The organism is Cupriavidus sp. 207A1, from assembly GCF_057798955.1.
Genome location: NZ_JBYOJO010000037.1, coordinates 1 through 2,524, shown reverse-complemented (window position 1 = coordinate 2,524; position 2,524 = coordinate 1). Strand labels below are relative to the sequence as shown.

Here is a 2,524-nt window from a genome sequence, read left to right as displayed (position 1 = left end):
GGCTCCGACTGTTTGTATGCATGCGGTTTCAGGATCTATTTCACTCCCCTCCCGGGGTTCTTTTCGCCTTTCCCTCACGGTACTGGTTCACTATCGGTCGATCACGAGTATTTAGCCTTGGAGGATGGTCCCCCCATCTTCAGACAGGATTTCACGTGTCCCGCCCTACTTGTCGTACACCTAGTTCCACAATCGTGTTTTCGCATACAGGGCTATCACCTGCTATGGCCGGGCTTTCCATCCCGTTCTGCTAACACCACTGCTAAAGAGTACAAGGCTCTTCCCATTTCGTTCGCCACTACTTTGGGAATCTCGGTTGATTTCTGTTCCTGCAGCTACTTAGATGTTTCAGTTCGCCGCGTTCGCTTCCCACACCTATGAATTCAGTGTGGGATGACCCATACGGGCCGGGTTTCCCCATTCGGACATCTCCGGATCAAAGCTTGTTTGCCAGCTCCCCGAAGCTTTTCGCAGGCTACCGCGTCCTTCATCGCCTGTGATCGCCAAGGCATCCACCACATGCACTTGTTCGCTTGACCCTATAACAAGTGTGTCTCGAAGACACGCTCACTACAGGTTGAGTTCTCGCATTTGTGCCGTATTCCAAGTCATCTTTCGATCACTTTAAAATACATTTTGGTTGATACAATCACAACCCGGTATCGCGTTTAACTACTGTGCTTCTCATCAAAGCACCGCGACACCTTTACTACATCCCATATTGTTAAAGAACAGCCGATCCGCAGGTCAGACCCGCGATCGCTAGGCAATGCCAAATGCAAACGCTCAAGTCTTAAGCGCTTGCATTTGGCCACCTGGCCTTAACCAACAAACTACCGATAAGTGTGGACGCTCAACGCCGGAGGCACGCTCTGAAAGGAGGTGATCCAGCCGCACCTTCCGATACGGCTACCTTGTTACGACTTCACCCCAGTCATGAACCCTGCCGTGGTAATCGCCCTCCTTGCGGTTAGGCTAACTACTTCTGGCAAAACCCACTCCCATGGTGTGACGGGCGGTGTGTACAAGACCCGGGAACGTATTCACCGCGGCATGCTGATCCGCGATTACTAGCGATTCCAGCTTCACGTAGTCGAGTTGCAGACTACGATCCGGACTACGATGCGTTTTCTGGGATTAGCTCCCCCTCGCGGGTTGGCAACCCTCTGTACGCACCATTGTATGACGTGTGAAGCCCTACCCATAAGGGCCATGAGGACTTGACGTCATCCCCACCTTCCTCCGGTTTGTCACCGGCAGTCTCTCTAGAGTGCCCTTTCGTAGCAACTAGAGACAAGGGTTGCGCTCGTTGCGGGACTTAACCCAACATCTCACGACACGAGCTGACGACAGCCATGCAGCACCTGTGTCCACTTTCCCTTTCGGGCACCTGATGCATCTCTGCTTCGTTAGTGGCATGTCAAGGGTAGGTAAGGTTTTTCGCGTTGCATCGAATTAATCCACATCATCCACCGCTTGTGCGGGTCCCCGTCAATTCCTTTGAGTTTTAATCTTGCGACCGTACTCCCCAGGCGGTCAACTTCACGCGTTAGCTACGTTACTGAAGAAATGAATCCCCAACAACTAGTTGACATCGTTTAGGGCGTGGACTACCAGGGTATCTAATCCTGTTTGCTCCCCACGCTTTCGTGCATGAGCGTCAGTGACGTCCCAGGGGGCTGCCTTCGCCATCGGTATTCCTCCACATCTCTACGCATTTCACTGCTACACGTGGAATTCTACCCCCCTCTGACATACTCTAGCCTGACAGTCACAAGCGCCATTCCCAAGTTGAGCTCGGGGATTTCACGCCTGTCTTATCAAACCGCCTGCGCACGCTTTACGCCCAGTAATTCCGATTAACGCTCGCACCCTACGTATTACCGCGGCTGCTGGCACGTAGTTAGCCGGTGCTTATTCTTCCGGTACCGTCATCGACGCCGGGTATTAACCAGCGCCATTTCTTTCCGGACAAAAGTGCTTTACAACCCGAAGGCCTTCTTCACACACGCGGCATTGCTGGATCAGGGTTGCCCCCATTGTCCAAAATTCCCCACTGCTGCCTCCCGTAGGAGTCTGGGCCGTGTCTCAGTCCCAGTGTGGCTGATCGTCCTCTCAGACCAGCTACTGATCGTCGCCTTGGTAGGCTCTTACCCCACCAACTAGCTAATCAGACATCGGCCGCTCCTATCGCGCGAGGCCTTGCGGTCCCCCGCTTTCACCCTCAGGTCGTATGCGGTATTAGCTAATCTTTCGACTAGTTATCCCCCACGACAGGGCACGTTCCGATGTATTACTCACCCGTTCGCCACTCGCCGCCAGGCCGAAGCCCGCGCTGCCGTTCGACTTGCATGTGTAAGGCATGCCGCCAGCGTTCAATCTGAGCCAGGATCAAACTCTTCAGTTCAATCTCTGTGTGGACCCGAAGGTCCTCGCTCTTTCGAGCGGTCGCTCACTCTCAGAAAACTGACTGACCAGATCCGAAGATCCAGTCACGTTTTGCTGTGCGAGCACTGTATAACTT

Annotated in this window: 2 rRNA genes; both read right to left on the bottom strand. The window is 53.5% G+C overall.

From position 1 onward, the window contains the following. Positions 1–539, bottom strand: a 23S ribosomal RNA gene (locus tag AC3FMM_RS31350); the annotation flags it as partial. A 336-nt stretch (positions 540–875) separates the two neighbouring features. Beyond that, positions 876–2,407 (bottom strand): 16S ribosomal RNA (locus AC3FMM_RS31345). Positions 2,408–2,524: the final 117 nt, after the last annotated feature.